The sequence below is a fragment of the Endozoicomonas sp. G2_2 genome (genome assembly GCF_017744135.1).
Taxonomy (GTDB): Bacteria; Pseudomonadota; Gammaproteobacteria; order Nevskiales; family Salinisphaeraceae; genus Salinisphaera.
On the sequence record NZ_JAGHQU010000002.1, the window covers coordinates 392,288 to 410,418 of the forward strand.

Sequence of the window (18,131 nt, forward strand, 5' to 3'; positions counted from 1 at the left end):
AGTGGCGAACTCTCCGCAAGCCCGCAAGCGCGCCTCACAGGCCGTTACCCGTCGTGAACGCAATATCGCGCAGCGCTCGCTCGTGCGCACGCACATCAAGAAAGTGCAGAAAGCGATCGCGGCCGGCAGCGAAGCCGACGCCCGCGCGGCTTTTGACGCCGCTGTGCCCGTCATCGACCGGATGGCCGGCAAGGGCCAGATTCACCGCAACAAGGCCGCACGCCACAAGTCGCGCCTGAATGCGCAGATCAAGTCGCTCGCCAGCGCCTGATCCATTGAGTCTCAGCCGGCTTCGCCGGCAAACGAAAAAGCCCGCTTCTTGCGGGCTTTTTTGTGTCTGCAGCGTTTGACGGCGGGCGCAGTCACCCGCCGCGGGAAACCACCAGATTGTTCCGGTGAATGAACTCCGGCTCGCCGCCATAACCCAGAACGGTCTCGATACGCTCACTCGGCTCCCCCACCAGCTGCCGGATCTCGCGCGCATCGTAGTTCGCCAGGCCCTGTGCGATCTCGTCTCCGTCAGGGCTCAGGCAGGCGACCAGATCGCCGCGACGAAAATCTCCCTCGACACCGGTAATACCGATCGGCAGCAGACTACGTCCCGCGGTACGCAACACGCGCACCGCGCCGGCGTCGATACGTACCGCGCCACGAACCCTGCGTTGGCCTGCGATCCAGTTCTTGCGTGCGGCGCGGCGCGCGCCCTGCCCGGCGGTCAGCAGCGTACCGATCGACTCACCCTGCGTAATCCGCGCGAGGACGTCCGGCGCCAGCCCGTCGGCAATAACCGTCGCCGCGCCCGAATCTGCGGCCTGGCGCGCCGCGAGCACCTTGGTACGCATGCCGCCACGCCCGAGTGCACCGCCGGTACCCGCCGCGGCCGAGAGCAGATCCGGGTCGCGCGCTTCGCACTGCTCGATGCGCCGGGCACCCGGCACCCGACGCGGATCGGCGTCGTAGACCCCGGCCTGATCGGTGAGGATGATGAGGCCGTCGGCGTCGAGCAGATTCACCGTGAGTGCGGCCATGGTGTCATTGTCGCCCACGCGTATCTCGTCGGTGGCGATCGCATCGTTTTCGTTCACGATGGGAATGACGTTCATGTCCAGCAGGGTCATCAGCGTGCTGCGCGCATTCAGGTAACGGCGCCGGTCCGACACGTCGTCGTGGGTGAGCAGCACCTGTGCCGTGCGCAGGCCGTGCAATTCGAAGCAGCGACTATAGGCTTCGACAAGCCCTGCCTGGCCGACCGAGGCGGCGGCCTGTACCGCGCTCAGACTCGCCGGCCGCTCCCGCCAGCCCAGACGCACGAGCCCTTCAGCCACGGCACCCGACGATACGAGCACGACCTGACAGCCGGCCGCATGCAGTGCCGCTATCTGGCCGGCCCAGCCGGCAAGACGGTCGCGATCGAGTCCGCGCCCGTCCGCGGTGAGCAGCGCACTGCCGATCTTGACCACCCAGCGGCGTGCGCGGGGCAGATCCTCACGCGTCGAAATCATCGTCCTCGTCTTCAAACACTGGCGCCTGCGCGTTTTTGCCTTCGGCCTGTTCGCGCTCGCGCGCGGCGTCGAGGTGGTCCATCGCGTCGCTCAGCAGCGGCTTGAGCGTATCGGGTTTGATGGCCGATACCGTATACACCGGTCCGGTCCATTCCAGTGCGTTGACGATCTGGTCGCGCAGCGATGCAACCTCTTCGGCGTCGAGCAGCTCGGTCTTGTTCAACACCAGCCAGCGCGGCCGTTCGCCGAGTTGTGGGCTGAAACGCACCAGCTCGTCGGCAATCATGCGCACGTTTTCCACCACGTCACCGCTGTCGAAATCCAGCAGATCGACCACGTGAAACAGCAGGCGCGTGCGCTGGATATGGCGCAGGAAGCGGTGACCCAGCCCCACACCCTCGGCCGCGCCCTCGATGAGGCCCGGCAGATCGACGAGCGTGAAACTGCGTAGCGCGCCGACGCTGACCACGCCGACCTGCGGGTTGAGCGTGGTGAACGGGTAGTCCGCGATCCGCGGACGGGCGCCGGACACGCCGGCCAGCAACGTGGACTTGCCGGCGTTTGGCATGCCGACCAGGCCGACGTCGGCCAGCAGCTTGAGCTCGAGGCGCAGCTCGCGAATCTCGCCTGGCGTGCCGTCGGTGGTCTTGCGCGGCGCCTGATTCGTGCTCGACTTGAATCGCGCGTTGCCGAGCCCGTGAAAACCACCCTGCGCCACGCGCAGTGTATCGCCTTCGTGCGTGAGGTCGCCGATCAGCTCGCCGGTCTCACGCGCGTAGCAGAGCGTGCCGATCGGCACGGGGAGATAGCGGTCCTCGCCTTTCGAACCCGTGCGATTCTTGCCGGCGCCGTTGCCGCCGCGCTCGGCCTTGAAGACACGGCTGACGCGGTAGTCGTACAAGGTATTGAGATTGTGATCCGCAAGCAGATAGACCGAGCCGCCGTCACCGCCGTCACCGCCGTCGGGGCCGCCATGCGGCACGTATTTTTCCCGCCGGAAACTCAGGCTCCCGTGACCGCCGTCACCCGCCTCGACCCGAAGATTGGCTTCATCAACGAATTTCATGCCCTTTCCTTCTCAGCCGCCGCGCCGAGCCAGCGATTGCTTCGCGCTATTGTTACAGACAAAAAAAAGCCCCGCGCTCGGCGAGGCCTTTTTCGCGGCATGCGCGCGACTCGCTATTCGACCGCGTCGATCGACACGTACTTGCGATTGCGCGGGCCCTTCACCGCAAAGCTCACCACGCCATCGGCGCTGGCATAGAGCGTGTAGTCGCGCCCGGTGCCGACGTTACTGCCTGCATGGAAGGTGTTGCCACGCTGGCGCACGATGATGTTGCCGGCTTTCACCTTCTGGCCGCCGAACTTCTTGACGCCAAGGCGTTTCGATTCGGAATCGCGACCGTTGCGAGTACTGCCGCCTGCCTTTTTATGTGCCATGAGTGCTTTCCTCTAACCTGAATTTCAGCCGTGCTATCGAGTCGTCGGCGCTTCAGGCGCCCGGGATCGACTTGATCTTGAGCTGGGTGTAGTGCTGGCGATGACCGTAGTTGCGACGATACTTCTTGCGCCGCTTGAACTTGATCACCTGAATCTTGTCGGCGCGAGCGTGCGTCATGACTTCAGCGGAGACCGCCTTGCCTTCCAGCACGGGGGTGCCGACCTGAACATTGTCGCCGTCCGAGATCAGAAGCACATCATCGAGATCGATAGTGCTGCCGGCTTCCACATCCAGCTTCTCGACGCGCAGAATATCGCCTTCTGCCACTCTGTACTGCTTACCGCCGGTGCGTATAACCGCGTGCATGACCACTCCACATCGCGTGAAAACAAGGGCTCGTGCCCGTTTAAAGAGCGCGAATGATACGTTGCGCGGCATCTGCGGTCAACGATCGAATGGCATGATCCGCATTCTTGACAGCAATAGTCCACGCGCCTAAGTTTGCCGCTGTTTTCCCGGTCCACACCTCATGAGTATCCAGCCGCTACTGAAGCCGGTCGATGACGACATGCGTGCAGTCGACGCGCTCATCCGCGCGCGCCTGAATTCCGATGTCATACTCATCAACACCCTGGGCGAATACATAATAAGTAGTGGCGGCAAACGCTTGCGGCCGGCTTTGGTGCTGCTCGCCGCCCAGGCCAGCGGGGGCGCCAGCGCCCAGCATCATCTGCTCGCGGCAATTATCGAGTTCATTCATACCGCGACTCTGCTCCATGACGATGTCGTCGACGAGTCCACCATGCGTCGCGGCCAGCAGACGGCCAATACCGTATGGGGCAACGACGCGAGCGTTCTGACCGGAGATTTTCTCTATTCGCGCGCGTTTCAGATGATGGTCGAGCTGGACTCCTTCGATGTCATGCGGGTACTCGCCGATGCCACCAACCGCATCGCCGAAGGTGAAGTGCTGCAGCTGATGCACGCGCATGATCCAGACCTTGCCGAAGCGGATTATCTGGAGGTCGTGGATCGAAAGACGGCGAGCCTGTTTTCCGCCGGCTGTCGGCTGGCGGCCCAACTGGGCGGCTGCGATGCGCGCCAGCAGCAGGCCATGGCCGACTATGGACGGCATCTGGGCATCGCGTTCCAGGTCATCGACGACGCGCTGGACTACGGCCGCGGCGACGGCAACTATGGCAAGAACCTCGGTGACGACCTCTCGGAAGGCAAGGCCACCCTGCCGCTGATCCGTGCCTTGGCCTGTCTTGAAGGCGATGAGGCCGCGGCCATTCGCACCGCGGTACGCGAAGCGGACCTCGATGCACTCGATTCGATCCTAAAAGCGATTGAATCCACCCAGGCGATGGAATACACTTGCCGCCGCGCCGAGGAGGAGGCCCAAAAGGCCATCGCCGCACTCGACGCTTTCGACGACTCTGCCGCCAAGGCAGGGCTCGTCGAGCTGGCCGAGTTCTCGGCCCAGCGCCGACACTAGATCGGGGTATAGCTCAGCTTGGTAGAGCGCCATCTTCGGGAGGTGGAGGTCGTAGGTTCAAATCCTGCTACCCCGACCATCTAGTCGTCTTTATTCCCGACCTATTAAATAGTCCCGCCGACACGCACCTAACGAGGCGCTCGTTGTCTCGCGCGCGGATTGTGGACGTGGCGCTCTGTCGCAGCAGTCACGCACGAAAAAGCCGGGCGCCCGGCCCGGCTCAAACCGACTCGCCCGAGGCGAATCAGCTGCCCGCCTGCTCCGCCATCATGGCGTCGTAGCTGTCGGCCAGGTCGGTTTTTTCAGAGTCCGTGAGCACCTTGCCGGCAACCTGGAACACCTCCTGCTCTTCTTCATCGAGATGATGAGTGACCAGGTGCTGCAGTTTCTTTGCCGACGTGAGCCAACTCGGCGAGCTGTAGTCGGTTTCCTCTAGTGTTTCGATGAGCTCGTCGATCTCGTGATGCTCGGCCACGCTATGACGTGCCTTTTCCTGGGTTCGATCGTATTCCATGAGCGGCACATAGAAATGCCGCTCTTCGGCGTTGGCGTGATGCACCAATTCCGCTTTCAGCGCAGCGAACAGGCCTTCCCGCTTGCTGCTGTCGCCATGCGTATCGGTCAACCCGTCAAGCAGGCGCCGCTGCTTGTCGTGGCTTTCGCGCAATGCCTCGAAGATCGTCTTCATGGTGGTTTCCCTCTGATATTGCGGGGGTTTCGACGTAATCGATGGTACCTTTAGCCCAAACGCCATAGAATCCGTAACATCGCGTAATCACCGATTCGGTCGATACAAGAGTGGTAAGCGAGTTACGCACGGCGCGCAGCGACTGATGCTGCTTTGCGCAACAGCCACGGGAACCCGACATGGCCACGAATAAACAGAAGGTCGCGACGCCTGCACTGGGCGGCCTCGCTCGGCAATTGGTCGAGGATGGTCTTATCGAGGCCGACAAGGCACTCGAGATCCAGGCCGAGGCCCATCGCGAGGACGAATCGTTCGTTGCGCGGGTCGTGGCGCGCGGCGTGCTCTCCGCCGCGGTTCTGGCGAAGGCCGCGTGCGAAGAATTCTCGATGCCGCTGCTGGACTTGCGTGCGGTCGATCTGACCCAGGCGCCGGTCAAACTCGTATCCGAGGCGCTCATCCGCAAGCACGGCGTGCTGCCGCTGTACCAGCGCGGGCGCAACCTCTTCGTGGCGGTCGCCGATCCGACCAATCTGCAGGCACTCGACGAGTTCAAGTTCAGCACTGGCCTGAACATCGAGCCGATTCTGGTCGAACAGGACAAGCTGGCCAAGGCGATCGACGGTGCCTTCAGCGCCATCGACAGCGCCATGGCCGGGCTCGACGACGTATCCCTCGACAATCTCACCGTCGATGCGCCGGGCGAAGCCGACGCCGCTGACGGCAGCCGTATCGACTCCGACGATGCGCCAGTCGTGCGCTTCGTCAATAAGGTCATGCTGGACGCCATCAACAAGGGCGCGTCGGATATCCATTTCGAGCCCTACGAAAAGAAATACCGGATCCGCCTGCGCCAGGACGGCGTGCTGCGCGAGGTCGCCTCCCCGCCGGCCGCGCTGGGGATGCGCCTGTCCGCGCGACTGAAGGTGATGGCGCGCCTCGATCTGGCGGAAAGACGCGTGCCGCAGGACGGGCGCATCAAGCTCAATTTGAACAAGAATCGGGCCATCGATTTTCGTGTCTCGACCTGCCCCACCCTGCACGGCGAGAAGATCGTGCTGCGTATTCTCGACCCCACCAGCGCGCAGCTGGGTATCGAGGCGTTGGGCTACGAGCCGGATCAGCGCGAACTGTTCGAGCAGACCATTCATCGCCCCTACGGCATGGTGCTGGTCACCGGGCCCACCGGCAGCGGTAAGACGGTTTCGCTCTACACCGCGCTCAACATGCTCAACACCAGCGACCGCAATATTTCCACGGCGGAGGATCCCGCGGAAATCAACCTCCCCGGCATCAACCAGGTCAACGTGCATCCGAAGGTTGGCCTAACGTTCGCGAGCTGTCTGCGCGCGTTTCTGCGCCAGGACCCGGACGTCATCATGGTCGGCGAGATTCGTGATCTGGAAACCGCGGAAATCGCCATCAAGGCCGCGCAGACAGGCCATATGGTGCTGTCGACCCTGCACACGAACGACGCGCCTCAGACGCTGACACGCCTGGTGAACATGGGGGTGCCGGCCTATAACATCGCGGCCTCGATCTCCTTGATCATTGCGCAGCGTCTGGCACGCCGGCTCTGCTCGAACTGCAAGCAGCCGGCGCAGATTCCGCGCGAAGAGCTGATCGCGGAAGGCTTTCGCGAGGACGAGCTGGATAGCCTGGAGTTGTTCGAAGCCAATGCCGACGGCTGCGACAACTGCACCAACGGCTACAAGGGCCGCGTCGGCATCTACCAGGTCATGCCGGTGACCGACGCCATCGGCCAGATCATCATGGAAGGCGGCAATGCCGCGGACATTGAAAAACAGGCCGAAAGCGAAGGCGTGATCGACCTGCGCGAGGCCGGGTTGGAAAAGATGCGCGCCGGCGTACTCAGCCTCGCCGAGGTCAATCGCGTCACCGTCGACTAACGCACCGCCCATGAAAAAGGCCCGGCGAACAGTCGCCGGGCCCGTATTTCAAGCTGCTTGTCGCGGCCTGCGTCAGGCTTCCGCGGTTTCGCGCGGCGAAACGTCGAGCTCGATTTCGTTGTCGCTGACGCGCACCACCACTTGCCCGCCGTTGGCCAGGCGGCCGAACAGCAGCTCTTCGGCGAGCGGCTTCTTGATGTGGTCCTGGATCACGCGGGCCATCGGCCGCGCACCCATCTTCACATCGTAGCCACGCTCGGCAAGCCACGCGCGGGCTTCCGACTCGACCACAAGCTCGACGCCACGGGCTTCGAGCTGGGCCTCGAGCTGGAGCACGAACTTGTCGACGACGCGCTCGATGACCTCGCCCTGCAACGGCTCGAACTGGATGATCGAATCCAGACGGTTGCGGAATTCAGGCGTGAAGCCGCGCCGGATGGCCTCCATGCCATCGGAACTGCTGTCGCTCGGATTGAAACCGATACCACGGCTGGCCATGGCTTCCGCCCCGGCGTTGGTCGTCATCACCAGGATCACATTGCGGAAATCGGCTTCGCGACCGTTGTTGTCGGTGAGCTTGCCGTGGTCCATGACCTGCAGCAGCAGATTGAAGATATCCGGATGCGCCTTCTCGATCTCGTCGAGCAGCACCACCGAATGCGGCTGTTTGGTCACCGCCTCGGTGAGCAGCCCGCCCTGGTCGTAACCGACATAGCCGGGCGGCGCACCGATCAGACGCGAGACGGTATGCCGCTCCATGTACTCGGACATATCGAAACGGATCAGCTCGACCCCGAGATGCAACGCCAGTTGACGCGTAACCTCGGTTTTGCCAACACCGGTCGGGCCGGCGAACAGGAAGGAGCCGATTGGCTTGTCGCGATTATCCAGCCCGGAACGCGACATCTTGATCGCGCTCGCGAGTGACGTGACGGCCTCGTCCTGACCGAAGATGACCAGCTTGAGATCGCGCTCGAGCGTCTTGAGCACATCGCGGTCGTCACGCGAAACGGTCTTGGACGGAATCCGCGCGATACGCGAGACCATGTCCTCGATATCACGAACCTGGACCGTCTTGCGGCGCTTTCCGGAAGGACGCAGGCGCAGGCGTGCGCCGGCCTCGTCGATCACGTCGATGGCCTTGTCCGGCAGGTGGCGATCGTTGATGTGACGTGCCGACAGTTCTGCCGCGGCTTCGAGTGCCGGCTGAGTGTAGCGGACCTGGTGATGGCTCTCGAAGCGGTCCTTTAGCCCGCGCAGGATCTGCACGGTATCGGCGACGCTCGGCTCGGGTACGTCGATCTTTTGGAACCGCCGCGCCAGTGCACGATCCTTCTCGAACACGCCGCGGAATTCCTGATAGGTCGTCGCACCCATGCACCGCAGCTCGCCGGAGGCCAGCTTGGGCTTGAGCAGGTTCGAGGCGTCCATCACGCCGCCCGAGGCCGCGCCGGCGCCAATGATGGTGTGAATCTCGTCGATAAACAGTACAGCGCCGTCCTGCTTGCCGAGCTCGGCGAGCACGCCCTTGAGGCGCTTTTCGAAATCGCCGCGATATTTCGTACCGGCGATCAGCGCCCCGAGATCGAGCGCATAGATCACGCTATGGCTGAGCACGTCGGGGACTTCACTGTCGACGATCATGCGCGCCAGGCCTTCGGCGATCGCCGTCTTGCCGACCCCCGCCTCGCCCACGAGCAGCGGGTTGTTCTTGCGGCGCCGGCAGAGCGTCTGAATGACCCGCTCGATCTCGTGATCGCGCCCGATGAGCGGATCCACGTCGCCCTCGGCGGCCTTGCGGTTGAGATTGGTCGCGTACTGTTCGAGCGGCGACTTGCTCGACTCGCCTTCTTCGCTGGTCTTTTCGGTCGTCGGACCGACTTCCGGACTGTCGGATTCCGACTTCGACACGCCGTGCGACACGAAATTGACCACATCCAGGCGCGTCACATCCTGTTCGCCGAGCAAGTACACGGCGTGGGACTCCTGTTCGGAGAAGATGGCGATCAGCACGTTGACCGCGGTGACCTCCTTCTTGCCCGACGACTGCACGTGATAGACCGCGCGCTGCAGCACGCGCTGAAACCCCAGCGTGGGCTGAACCTCGTGGTCTTCGCCTGCCGGGACGACCGGCACATGCGTATCGATATAGCTTTTGAGCTCGCGTTCGAGACGGGGAATATCGGCATTGACCGATTCGAGCACCTCGACCACCGCAGGGTTGTCCAGCAGTGACATAAGCAAGTGCTCGACGGTGAGCATCTCGTGATGCTGCCGCCGCGCCACCATGAAGGCGGCATCGAGGGCGGTTTGAAGTTCCTGGCTCAGCATTTTGCGTCCCCGAACTTGACGTTCGATTGAGGCCTGATGATCCCTTTATCGGTCGGAATCAGGCTTTTTCCATAGTACACAACAGCGGGTGCTGATGGGCGCGCGCGTGATCGTTGACCATGGCCACTTTCGTCTCCGCGATCTGGGCGGTAAAGGTGCCCGCGACCGCCTTGCCCCGCGTATGAACAGTAAGCATGACTTGTACCGATTGCTCGCGGTTCAGGGAGAAGTAGGTCATCAGCACTTCCACCACGAACTCCATCGGCGTGAAGTCGTCGTTATGCATGATCACCTTGTACAGCGGTGGCTGCTTGGTCTTCGGACGACTGGTTTCGACGACGGCTTCGCCCTCGTCCTCCACGGTCGGTTTCGGTTTGTCGGACTGACTCATGACGCCTACCTTGGATTGCGGTGGCCGCAGAATCGGCCAAACCACGATCGCACCCCGTTTTCTATACGCAGGATATAAGGATACGGGGGCGCCAAATCAATCGATTGGGAGCAATCGGTTGCGCCACCGTCGGGCGACACGAGGAAAGGCTGCGAGATGCGCCCTTCGGCGGCTATTCGCCGAGGCTGTGAGCGAGCAGCGTGCGAATACGCTCCGGCACCTGCTGCTCGACCTCCATGCGCGCGACATCGATCGCGCTGGCGAACGCAACGGCATCGGCATCGCCGTGCGACTTGATCACGGTGCCCTGCAACCCGATGAAGGTCGCCCCGTTGTACTGGCGCGGATCCACCCGGCGGCGGAACGCCCGCAGTACCGGCATCGCGAAAAACGCCGCGGTGCGTGTCAGCGCGTTGCGCGAGAATTCTTCCCGCAGGAACTGGGCGATGAGCTTGCCGAGTCCTTCACTCGTCTTTAGCGCGACGTTGCCGACAAACCCGTCACAGACCACGACGTCGACATCGCCAATGTAGATATCGTCACCCTCGACGAACCCGATGTAATTGAGTTCGCTGTCGCCGATGAGCCTGCCCGCCTGCTGGATCTGGACATTGCCCTTCATCTCTTCCGCGCCGATATTCAGCAGCCCGACGCGCGGACTCTCCACACCGTGGACGGCTTCGGCGACGACCGCGCCCATCACCGCGAACTGAAACAGCTGCTCCGGGGTCGACTCGGCGTTCGCGCCGAGGTCAAGCATGAGCGTATGGCCACGTCGCGAGGGGATCGGCGACACGATCGCCGGTCTGTCGATGCCCGCCAGCGTCTTGAGCACGAATCGCGCCGTGGCCATCAGCGCGCCCGTATTGCCCGCCGACACGCACGCACCCGCCTCGCCCGACTGGACGAGATTGATCGACACCCGCATCGAAGAGTCTTTCTTCTGCCGCAGCGAGCGCGCGGGCGATTCGCACATGCCCACGACTTCCGACGCGTGACGCACGGTCAGACGATCGCCGACATCGGCCTTGCGATGGCGCGCGATCTCCTGGTTCAGCGCATCCGCATCGCCCACGAGCACGATCTCGAGGTCGCGATGCGACTGCAGGCTGGCCACGACGGCTTCCACGGCCACAGGCGCGCCGCGGTCGCCGCTCATGGCGTCGACGGCAATACGGGTCATGGGTTCATCGAAACGGGGCAGGCGCCCCGTCATCGATCGACTGTCAGGCGTCGTCGCCGATATTCACGACACGACGGCCGCGATAGAAGCCGTCACGCGTGACGTGATGGCGGCGATGCGTCTCGCCGGTGGTCGAGTCGATCGACAGCGTGGGGTGTTTCATCTCGTCGTGGGTACGACGCTTGTCACGCTTCGAACGGGATTTACGGTTCTTTTGGACGGCCATGGCGTTCTATGTCTTCCAGCGTATTGTAGAAATCGTCAATCGTTGCGCTTGAGCTGACTCAGCACGGCGAACGGATTGTTCGGTTCTTGCTCTTTCGTCTCTCGTGGCGGCGTCTCGTCATCGACGTACGCCGCTCGGCAGGCCGAACGCGCACAACGCGCCACGCTCGGCATGGCCAGCAGCAATTCATCCGCGACCAGCGTGTGGACGTCCAGCAGATCGCCATCGGCCATCACCGGTTCATCTTCACGCGGCACGTTCGCTGCCGCCTCGTCATCGCCGACGACTACACCGGCGACCTCGACATGCATCGGCTGGTCGAAAGCCTGCAGGCAACGCTGACACTCCAGCTGGAGCCTCGTGCCTATCGTGCCTTCGACACGCACACGCCGTTGCGCATCTTCCTTGAACTCGAGATCGACGGCCACCGAATCACCCGCGCGCGGTGCGGCAACCGTTTCGGCGACCACACGACGCAGGCGGGAGAGTTCGATTTCGCCGCTGACACGCCCCTGCTGGGTGGCGAGCCGACGGTAGTCGACGCGATGTGCCAGCGTTCCCGGCGTGCTCATGGCGCGCGATAATAGGGCCGAAGCGTACGCAAGTCAAAGCATTTCGCGGCTTTGAGGCGCATGCGACATGCGCTTACGCTCCTGATGGCCCGATCGTTTATCCTTGTGCGGCTTTCGAATCGCGTGAAGGAACCGACCATGGCCGCATCGAATCAGAAACTCATCATCCTTGCGTCCAGCTCGCCCTGGCGCCGCCAGCTGTTGCAACAGCTCAACATCAGGTTCGAGGCGACCTCGCCGGACGTCGACGAGACGCCGCATGCCGGCGAGTCGCCCCTGGCGCTGGCCCGCCGGCTCGCCATCACCAAGGCGCAGAGTGTGGCCGAAACCTGGCCGGAGGCGATCGTGATCGGCGCCGATCAGGTCGCCGATGTGAACGGCGCGATTCTCGGCAAACCGGGCACGCGTGAAAACGCCAAGGCACAGCTTCGCCAGCAGTCCGGACAGGCCGTGCTGTTTCACAGCGGGCTGTGTGTCTGCGCGCCTGGCTTCGACGCGCCGCTGGCGACGGTAGAAACGGTGACAACCCGCTTTCGCGAACTGACCGACGAACAAATCGCGCGCTACGTGCAGGCCGAAGACGTGACTGCAACGGCCGGCAGTATCAAGTCGGAGGGACTGGGCATCTCGCTGGTGGAAGCCATCGAATCGAAAGACCCCTCCGCCCTGGTCGGTCTGCCGCTCATCGCGCTGCGCCGGTTTCTGGAACAGGCGGGCGTCGCGCTGCCCTAGGCGGGCCTGCCGACCAGCGGCTACGCGGGCCGTGCTTCGCAGGCGAGCCAGGCCGGTAAGGCTTCGACCGTATCGAGGACGTCGAGAGCGCCGGCTCGGCGTAGGCGCGCCGTGTCGTGGACACCGCAACCCACGCCCAACGCGTCGACGCCGGCCGCGCGCGCCATGGCGATGTCGTACTCGGTATCGCCGATCATCAAGGCCTGTTCCGGCATCGTCGCTGACCGCAGGAGAATGTCCTCCAGCATGGCTGGCGCCGGTTTGGGGATGGATTCGTCCGCGCAGCGCGTGAACGCGAAGAAGTCGCGCGTACCGGTATCCCGCATGGCCGCATTCAGGCCGCGCCGGCTCTTGCCCGTCGCGACCGCCATGACATAACCGGTATCGCGCAATGTCTCGAGGGCATCCATGACCGGCGGAAAGAGCACGGCCGTACTGCGCTGCATGCCATAGCGCGCCCGGTAGGCCTCCAGTTTGGCTCGTACGCGTTGCGTATCCAGCTCGGGGAACAGACGGGCAAGCACGTCGTCGAGGCCGAGACCGATGAGCTGGCGCATCTGCTCCGGCGTGCGCTCGGGCAGCCCGGTGACCTGGATGGCCTGCTGCATGGCGGAAACGATCTCGCCGGCGGAGTCCATCAACGTGCCGTCCCAGTCGAATACGAGCAGTTCGTAATGTTTCATGGCGCAGGCTCCAGTGCGTCCAGCACCGCTTGCAGATCGCCTGCCAGCGGCGCCTTGATATCGAGCAGCTCACCGGCGTATCGGAGCTGCAGGCGTTCGGCATGCAGAAACATGCGCTCCAAGCCCCGCTCGCGCCATCGCGTTGCGCGCGTATTCGACCCGTATTTATCGTCCGCGGCGACCGGATGGCCGCAATGCGCGGCATGGACACGGATCTGATGCGTGCGGCCGGTCATGATCTCGACCGACATGAGCGTGGCATCGTCGTAGAACGCGATCGGCGCAAAACGCGAGACGCTCGTCTTTCCGCCCGCCTTGTCGACCACGACCATGCGCTCGCCGCTACGCTCCACGTCCCGTGACAGCGGCGCATCGACCTCGATCGTCCCCTGTTTCCAGTGGCCATCCACCAGCGCGAGATAGCGCTTGCCCGCGGAGGCATCATTGAGCCCTGCCCGCAGGCCGTCCAGCGCGGCGCGCGAACGCGCGACCAAAAGACAGCCGCTGGTGTGCCGGTCGAGCCGGTGCACCAGTTCCACGTATTCGCCAGCACGCGCGACGCGCAGAATCTCGATAAGGCCGAAACGCAGACCACTGCCGGCGTGCACGGCCAGGCCAGGCGGCTTGTTGAATACGAGCACATCGTCGCGCTCGAGCAACAACGCCTTGTTGACGCGCTCGAGAAGATGATCGGGTGGCCGACCGGGACCGGGTTTTTCTTTTTGCCGCACCGGCGGCAACCGGACTTCGTCGGCTCGGGCCAGGCGCGTTCCGGGCTTGGCCCGGCCGCGATTCACCCGGACCTCGCCGCTGCGAATGATCCGGTAGACCTTCGACTTCGGTACGTTCTTGAAGGTACGTAGCAGAAAATTGTCGAGTCGCATGCCGACATCGTTTTCGTCGATGCGCACATAACGAACTTGAGCGGGTGCCGTAGTCAGATTACACTCCCAAGGTCGGGTTGATTGACCTGTCCGCCGACGCCTTTCCCGCGCGGGTACGCAATCACCGACTGACAGTTACTTGTCACACGCTGAAATACGAGGGCAAGCCTAGCATGCGCCCTGAACAGCGTGTTTTCCGCGAAGAGTCACTTATTTTGTTCATGTGCTCCTGTCTGATTGCTGCTGTGTATCGCGTGATCGTCGAAGTCCTCGCAGGGCTCGAATATCGCGTGACGCCAGCGGCCGGCGCCTGCCTGCGCGCGCCGCAAACGCTTTCGGACAGTCGAGCGCCAGTCGAGATTCATCCGAATGAAACGCATTTTGATCAACGCCACGCAGCCGGAAGAGCTGCGCGTGGCGATCGTAGATGGCCAGAAGCTCCATGATCTAGATATCGAAGTTGGCAGCCGCGAACAGCGCAAGGCCAACGTCTACAAGGGCCGCGTCACGCGCGTCGAGCCCAGCCTCGAAGCCGCCTTCATCGATTACGGCGGCAATCGCCACGGCTTCCTGCCGCTCAAGGAAGTCGCCAAGGAATATTTCAACAAGGATCAGAACGGCGGCGGCCAGAACAATGGCAAGGACAGCATCAAGCATGCGTTGTCCGAAGGCCAGGAAATCATCGTTCAGGTCGAGAAGGAAGAGCGTGGCAACAAGGGCGCCGCGCTGACCACCTTCGTAAGCCTGGCCGGACGGTATCTGGTCCTGATGCCGAACAACCCGCGTGCGGGCGGCGTGTCGCGTCGCATCGAGGGTGAAGACCGCAACGAACTGCGCGAAGCCCTCAACGAGGTTCAGGTCCCCAACGGCATGGGCGTGATCGTGCGCACCGCCGGCGTCGGCCGCTGTGCCGAGGAACTCCAGTGGGATCTCGACTACCTCGCCCACGTATGGAAGGCGATCGGCGACGCCGCGGCCGAGCGCAAGGCGCCCTTCCTGATCTATCAGGAATCCAACGTCATCATTCGCGCCCTGCGCGACTACCTGCGCGACGATATCGGCGAAGTGGTCATCGATCAGGCCGACATCTACGAGACCGGCCGCGAGTTCATGCAGCAGGTCATGCCGCATGCGCTGAACAAGCTCAAGCATTACACCGACGAAACGCCTCTCTTCTCCCGCTTCCAGGTCGAGTCGCAGATCGAGAGCGCATTCGAGCGGGAAGTCACCCTGCCGTCCGGCGGGTCGATCGTGATCGACCACACCGAGGCCATGACCTCCGTCGACATCAACTCGGCGCGCGCCACCAAGGGCGGCGGCATCGAGGAAACCGCCTTCAACACGAACCTCGAGGCGGCGGACGAAGTCGCACGCCAGCTGCGTATTCGCGATCTCGGCGGGCTGGTCGTGATCGATTTCATCGACATGGAGAACAACAAGAACCAGCGCGAGGTCGAGAACCGTCTCAAGCAGGCGGCCAAGGCCGACCGCGCGCGGGTTCAGATCGGGCGAATCTCGCGTTTCGGCCTGCTCGAAATGTCGCGCCAGCGACTCAAGCCGTCGCTTTCCGAATATTCCAGCCAGGCCTGCCCGCGCTGCCTGGGCCGCGGCAGCATTCGCAGCGTCGAGTCGCTGTCGCTTTCGATTCTGCGCCTGCTCGAAGAGGAGGCGATGAAGCCCGCCACCGGTCGCGTCATCGTGCAGCTACCCGTCGCGGTCGCGAGCTTTCTGCTCAACGAAAAGCGCGACGATATCGCGGGTGTCGAAAAGCGTTCCGGCACGCAGGTCACACTGGTGCCCAACCACACCCTGGAAACGCCGCACTACGAGATCCGCCGCGTCCGGGGCGACCAGCTCAAGGAAGACGCCAACGACGCGACCAGCTACCGGCTGGACACGCACGTCGAGATCGAAAAGCCGGTCGAGCCCAACCACGCCAGCACGGCAACCACCACGCGCGAGGAACCCGCGGTCAAGCGCGTTGCGCGTCCCGATGCGCCCGTAATCGAACGCAAGACGAGCACTGACGCGTCGACATCGACAGCCGCCCCGGCGGCTGCGGCCGCTGTCATGACGCCCTGGCAGCAGCTCTGGGACGCCGTGCGGCGCATCTTCGCCGGCGATCACGCCGCGCAAGACAGCAAGTCGCACACGTCGTCCGCGGGTGACAAGAACCAACGCAGCGGTTCGCAGAGTGACAAGAACCGGAAAAGCGACAACGAGTCCCGTTCCGGCGGCGCACAGAAAACGCGCCCGAGCCGTTCGCGCCGCGCCTCCGGCGGTGCCGGCGACAACAACGCCAGCGGCTCCGGAAACGGCAACAAACGTTCGCGCCGTGGCGGCCGCAATCGTCGGAACAATCGCGGCAACAGCGATGCCGGCGACGACAACAGCCAGAACGCCAATCAGAAAAACACGCAGAACAGCAAAGGCAATAGCCGCAGCCAGGGCCAGAATCCCGGCCAGAACCAGGGCTCGAATCAAGGTCAGAACCCGGCCCAGGGCAACGACAAGAGCAATGACAAGGGCAACAACAAGGGCGATAACAAGGCCGACGCCACATCCGGCGGCAACGGCTCCGACCGCAACAGCGCCAAAGGCAAACAGGCCTCGAAGGCCGACTCGGGCGAGCAGTCCAAAGGCGCGGCCGAAGCCAAGCAGAACAACGCACCGTCGCGCAGAAATGGCAAGGCAGCCGGCGAAGCAGACGACGCCGATCGCAATGCCCAGGCAAACGCCCACACGGATCAGCCGGACGGCACCGCTGATGCACAAGACGGCGCCAAGCCGAATGACGACAAGCGTACCGAATCGGCTTCGGATTCCGACAGCGGCAACGGCAGCGACAGCAATAACGCCCAGGCCAACGAATCAGGCAACGGTGGCCGCCGCCGGCGGCGGCGTGGCGGTCGCGGTCGTCGCGGCGGTCGAAACCGCAACAAGCAGAGCGACAACGCGAACGCGTCGAATAGTGAAACCACCGATGGCGACGCCGCGTCCGAAAATGCGGCCACCGATCAGACGTCGGCGGCCGACACCCCCGACAATGCGGAATCGCCCCGCCCGGCCGACGACGCGGCGCTGAACGCCGATAAGGCAAGCCCGGCAGGCAAAGCCGACACCGCAGATTCAGATGGCGACGGCCATGCCGAGGACGCGGTGGAACCCAGCACCGAAAAGCAGGCGGCGGCGTCCAGCGCGAGCAAGCTCAACACGCCCGCCCCCGAGGATGAGCAGCCCTGGTCGGCAGTAACCGCCAGTGATAACGCGAAGGCCGCATCCTCGCGCCAGGCGCCCGACGCGAACACCGAGGAACGCCCGTCGCAAACGGACACAGGTGATGACGCGCCAGCGACTTCGAACGAGAGCGATTCGGCCGCCGTAGCGTCGAAGCCACGCCGGCCGAGCAAGGCGCGCGGTTCGAAGAAACCGGCATCGCCGGCGTCCGACAGCGACGCGACGCGAGAACACGAGAATGCTCGCGCCGATCGCGAGAGCGATGCCGCGCACAAGGCGGCGGACAGCGAGCCGACTACGACCGCCGCCGCGTCGGAACCGGCGAAGCCGGCCACCGAAAGCACCGCTTCGCCTGATAACGTCGAGACGTCGACGCCCGCCCTGCAGCAGGTGGAGACCGCAGCCAGCGCGGGCACGACGCAAGCCGAGGTCGACGATTCCGCCCAGGCCAGCGTCGCCGAAGCGGAAGAAGTGGATACGGCAGAAGACGCGAACACCACGGCCGAGACCACTGCACAGGCCAAGGCGCGCGTCGAAGACGTGGTTGCATCGAGTACGCAGGACACCAAGGACGAGCAGCCCAAGCTCCAGCAGGTGGAGACACAAACCGCCTCTGCCGACGACGACGAGGAAGGTGGCGTGGCGGAAACCAAGAAGAGCGCTTCCACCTAGAACGGCTTCGCCGACCCGTAAAAAAGCCCCGGCCGTTATCGACCGGGGCTTTTTTTCGGTTCATCGCACTTTACCGGGAAACGCGGCTTTGATTTTGAGGAAGAAGTAGTCGGCGTTACGAAAGCCATAGGCTTGGCGTTTGATGACTTTAATGCGGTTGTTCATGCCTTCGAGCACGCTGGTA

18 protein-coding genes and 1 tRNA gene are annotated in these 18,131 nt (G+C 63.5%); 6 read left to right on the forward strand and 13 right to left on the reverse strand.

Annotation, left to right across the window (positions count from 1 at the left end):
• Position 1 precedes the first annotated feature (1 nt).
• Complete coding sequence (gene rpsT, locus J7355_RS03990; protein WP_209060104.1) at positions 2-271, forward strand: 30S ribosomal protein S20; 270 nt, start codon at positions 2-4, stop codon at positions 269-271.
• A 91-nt stretch (positions 272-362) separates the two neighbouring features.
• Here rpsT and proB read toward each other — a convergent pair whose 3' ends face one another.
• From proB to rplU, 4 genes are all read right to left on the reverse strand, one after another.
• Positions 363-1,502, reverse strand: a complete 1,140-nt coding sequence (gene proB, locus J7355_RS03995; protein ID WP_209060105.1) for a glutamate 5-kinase — start codon at positions 1,500-1,502, stop codon at positions 363-365.
• Entirely contained in the window at positions 1,486-2,568 is a 1,083-nt protein-coding gene (gene cgtA, locus J7355_RS04000) for an Obg family GTPase CgtA (protein ID WP_209060106.1), read from the reverse strand. Before cgtA ends, proB begins: the two co-directional genes overlap by 17 nt.
• A 113-nt stretch (positions 2,569-2,681) precedes the next feature.
• A complete protein-coding gene (gene rpmA, locus J7355_RS04005; protein ID WP_209060107.1) occupies positions 2,682-2,942 on the reverse strand; it encodes a 50S ribosomal protein L27 in 261 nt (86 codons plus the stop codon).
• Between the two features lie 52 nt (positions 2,943-2,994).
• Positions 2,995-3,309 (reverse strand): 50S ribosomal protein L21, encoded by a 315-nt coding sequence (rplU, locus tag J7355_RS04010; RefSeq protein WP_209060109.1) that lies wholly within the window; start codon positions 3,307-3,309, stop codon positions 2,995-2,997.
• A gap of 163 nt (positions 3,310-3,472) precedes the next feature.
• Between rplU and J7355_RS04015 the strand changes: the two genes are divergently transcribed.
• Positions 3,473-4,441: a polyprenyl synthetase family protein gene (locus tag J7355_RS04015; RefSeq protein WP_209060110.1), complete on the forward strand. Its 969-nt coding sequence runs from the start codon at positions 3,473-3,475 to the stop codon at positions 4,439-4,441.
• A 2-nt stretch (positions 4,442-4,443) separates the two neighbouring features.
• Positions 4,444-4,520 (forward strand) — tRNA-Pro (locus J7355_RS04020).
• A 165-nt stretch (positions 4,521-4,685) separates the two neighbouring features.
• Here J7355_RS04020 and J7355_RS04025 read toward each other — a convergent pair.
• Complete coding sequence (locus J7355_RS04025; RefSeq protein WP_209060113.1) at positions 4,686-5,129, reverse strand: hemerythrin domain-containing protein; 444 nt, start codon at positions 5,127-5,129, stop codon at positions 4,686-4,688.
• A gap of 179 nt (positions 5,130-5,308) precedes the next feature.
• On the opposite strand from J7355_RS04025, the gene pilB reads away from it, so the two are divergent.
• Entirely contained in the window at positions 5,309-7,036 is a 1,728-nt protein-coding gene (gene pilB / locus J7355_RS04030) for a type IV-A pilus assembly ATPase PilB (RefSeq protein ID WP_209060114.1), read from the forward strand.
• Positions 7,037-7,108: 72 nt separating this feature from the next.
• Here pilB and clpA read toward each other — a convergent pair whose 3' ends face one another.
• From clpA to J7355_RS04055, 5 genes are all read right to left on the reverse strand, one after another.
• Complete coding sequence (clpA, locus tag J7355_RS04035; protein ID WP_209060115.1) at positions 7,109-9,367, reverse strand: ATP-dependent Clp protease ATP-binding subunit ClpA; 2,259 nt, start codon at positions 9,365-9,367, stop codon at positions 7,109-7,111.
• A gap of 58 nt (positions 9,368-9,425) precedes the next feature.
• Positions 9,426-9,758, reverse strand: coding sequence for an ATP-dependent Clp protease adapter ClpS (gene clpS / locus J7355_RS04040; protein WP_209060117.1), 333 nt, complete (start codon positions 9,756-9,758; stop codon positions 9,426-9,428).
• A 172-nt stretch (positions 9,759-9,930) separates the two neighbouring features.
• Positions 9,931-10,941: a phosphate acyltransferase PlsX gene (plsX, locus tag J7355_RS04045; protein WP_209060119.1), complete on the reverse strand. Its 1,011-nt coding sequence runs from the start codon at positions 10,939-10,941 to the stop codon at positions 9,931-9,933.
• 43 nt (positions 10,942-10,984) lie between these two features.
• Positions 10,985-11,167: a 50S ribosomal protein L32 gene (gene rpmF / locus J7355_RS04050; protein WP_209060120.1), complete on the reverse strand. Its 183-nt coding sequence runs from the start codon at positions 11,165-11,167 to the stop codon at positions 10,985-10,987.
• A gap of 35 nt (positions 11,168-11,202) precedes the next feature.
• Entirely contained in the window at positions 11,203-11,739 is a 537-nt protein-coding gene (locus J7355_RS04055) for a YceD family protein (RefSeq protein ID WP_209060123.1), read from the reverse strand.
• A 138-nt stretch (positions 11,740-11,877) separates the two neighbouring features.
• Here J7355_RS04055 and J7355_RS04060 point away from each other — a divergent pair, with 138 nt between their 5' ends.
• Entirely contained in the window at positions 11,878-12,471 is a 594-nt protein-coding gene (locus J7355_RS04060) for a Maf family nucleotide pyrophosphatase (RefSeq protein WP_209060125.1), read from the forward strand.
• Between the two features lie 20 nt (positions 12,472-12,491).
• Here the strand turns inward: J7355_RS04060 and J7355_RS04065 are convergent, their stop codons facing one another.
• Together J7355_RS04065 and J7355_RS04070 are read right to left on the reverse strand one after the other, a co-directional pair.
• Positions 12,492-13,154, reverse strand: a complete 663-nt coding sequence (locus J7355_RS04065) for an HAD-IA family hydrolase (RefSeq protein WP_209060127.1) — start codon at positions 13,152-13,154, stop codon at positions 12,492-12,494.
• Positions 13,151-14,038 carry an RluA family pseudouridine synthase gene (locus J7355_RS04070; RefSeq protein ID WP_209060129.1) on the reverse strand — a complete coding sequence of 296 codons (888 nt, stop codon included), beginning with the start codon at positions 14,036-14,038 and terminating at the stop codon, positions 13,151-13,153. The genes J7355_RS04065 and J7355_RS04070 overlap by 4 nt, the downstream gene beginning before the upstream one ends.
• A gap of 369 nt (positions 14,039-14,407) precedes the next feature.
• Between J7355_RS04070 and J7355_RS04075 the strand changes: the two genes are divergently transcribed.
• Positions 14,408-17,947 carry an Rne/Rng family ribonuclease gene (locus tag J7355_RS04075; protein ID WP_209060131.1) on the forward strand — a complete coding sequence of 1,180 codons (3,540 nt, stop codon included), beginning with the start codon at positions 14,408-14,410 and terminating at the stop codon, positions 17,945-17,947.
• 60 nt (positions 17,948-18,007) lie between these two features.
• Here J7355_RS04075 and J7355_RS04080 read toward each other — a convergent pair.
• Positions 18,008-18,131, reverse strand: a 124-nt coding sequence (locus J7355_RS04080) for a transposase (protein WP_209060178.1), incomplete at its 5' end; no start/stop codon positions are given.

Bases quoted from the DNA above. Each gene is read 5' to 3' on its own strand.
- proB (WP_209060105.1), bottom strand. From the start codon at position 1,502: ATGATTTCGACGCGTGAGGATCTGCCCCGCGCACGCCGCTGGGTGGTC.
- cgtA (WP_209060106.1), bottom strand. From the start codon at position 2,568: ATGAAATTCGTTGATGAAGCCAATCTTCGGGTCGAGGCGGGTGACGGC.
- rpmA (WP_209060107.1), bottom strand. From the start codon at position 2,942: ATGGCACATAAAAAGGCAGGCGGCAGTACTCGCAACGGTCGCGATTCC.
- rplU (WP_209060109.1), bottom strand. From the start codon at position 3,309: ATGCACGCGGTTATACGCACCGGCGGTAAGCAGTACAGAGTGGCAGAA.
- J7355_RS04015 (WP_209060110.1), top strand. From the start codon at position 3,473: ATGAGTATCCAGCCGCTACTGAAGCCGGTCGATGACGACATGCGTGCA.
- J7355_RS04025 (WP_209060113.1), bottom strand. From the start codon at position 5,129: ATGAAGACGATCTTCGAGGCATTGCGCGAAAGCCACGACAAGCAGCGG.
- pilB (WP_209060114.1), top strand. From the start codon at position 5,309: ATGGCCACGAATAAACAGAAGGTCGCGACGCCTGCACTGGGCGGCCTC.
- clpA (WP_209060115.1), bottom strand. From the start codon at position 9,367: ATGCTGAGCCAGGAACTTCAAACCGCCCTCGATGCCGCCTTCATGGTG.
- clpS (WP_209060117.1), bottom strand. From the start codon at position 9,758: ATGAGTCAGTCCGACAAACCGAAACCGACCGTGGAGGACGAGGGCGAA.
- plsX (WP_209060119.1), bottom strand. From the start codon at position 10,941: ATGACCCGTATTGCCGTCGACGCCATGAGCGGCGACCGCGGCGCGCCT.
- rpmF (WP_209060120.1), bottom strand. From the start codon at position 11,167: ATGGCCGTCCAAAAGAACCGTAAATCCCGTTCGAAGCGTGACAAGCGT.
- J7355_RS04055 (WP_209060123.1), bottom strand. From the start codon at position 11,739: ATGAGCACGCCGGGAACGCTGGCACATCGCGTCGACTACCGTCGGCTC.
- J7355_RS04060 (WP_209060125.1), top strand. From the start codon at position 11,878: ATGGCCGCATCGAATCAGAAACTCATCATCCTTGCGTCCAGCTCGCCC.
- J7355_RS04065 (WP_209060127.1), bottom strand. From the start codon at position 13,154: ATGAAACATTACGAACTGCTCGTATTCGACTGGGACGGCACGTTGATG.
- J7355_RS04070 (WP_209060129.1), bottom strand. From the start codon at position 14,038: ATGCGACTCGACAATTTTCTGCTACGTACCTTCAAGAACGTACCGAAG.
- J7355_RS04075 (WP_209060131.1), top strand. From the start codon at position 14,408: ATGAAACGCATTTTGATCAACGCCACGCAGCCGGAAGAGCTGCGCGTG.